Consider the following 599-nt stretch of genomic DNA (forward strand, 5'->3'; position numbering starts at 1 on the left):
CCCACCCGCAGCCCCAGCCCCGCCAGGAAGGCCACCGGATCCTGCGCGGCACGCTCCTCCTCCCGGCGCATCTGCGCCTGGACCATGACCGTGCGGGCCAGCGCCTCGCGGTTCACCTCCGCGCGCTGGGTCTCCGCCGACCACAGCAGGATCCGCCGCCACTCCGCCAACGGGGCGTCGATCACCCGCAGCCCCGGCAGGGCCTTGCGCACCTCGTCCCGCTCCAGCGGATTGTCGTCCACGAAGACGGCGCTTTCCGGCAGCAGGTTCACCCCCCCGAGGATCTCGCGGATGTTCTGCGCCTTCGGCGCCCAGTTGATGCGGCGGGCCACGAAGTTCTCGATGGGGAAGAGGCCCTGGTAGAGCTGCCAGGCGTCGAGCACGACCGCCTCGTCGTTCTTGCTGACCAGCGCGACGAGGACGCCGCGCCGCCAGAGATGGTCCACCGCCTCCAGCATGCCGAGCGGCCAGCCCTCGATCATCTCCGGGCCAATCCGGCTCTGCTCGGCAGCCACGCCGCGCCACAACGTGTCGTCCAGGTCGAAGAAGACGATTTTCACGCTGCCCTGCTGCAGCAGCGTGCGGTGCATCGCCAGCAC

1 protein-coding gene is annotated in these 599 nt (G+C 70.5%); it reads right to left on the minus strand.

Going from position 1 to position 599, the window contains the following annotated elements:
* A partial coding sequence (locus AC1DWF_RS36440; RefSeq protein WP_476843312.1) for an HAD-IIIC family phosphatase occupies positions 1–599 on the minus strand: 599 nt, incomplete at both ends.

The sequence above is a fragment of the Aminobacter sp. P4_D5 genome, assembly GCF_056401815.1.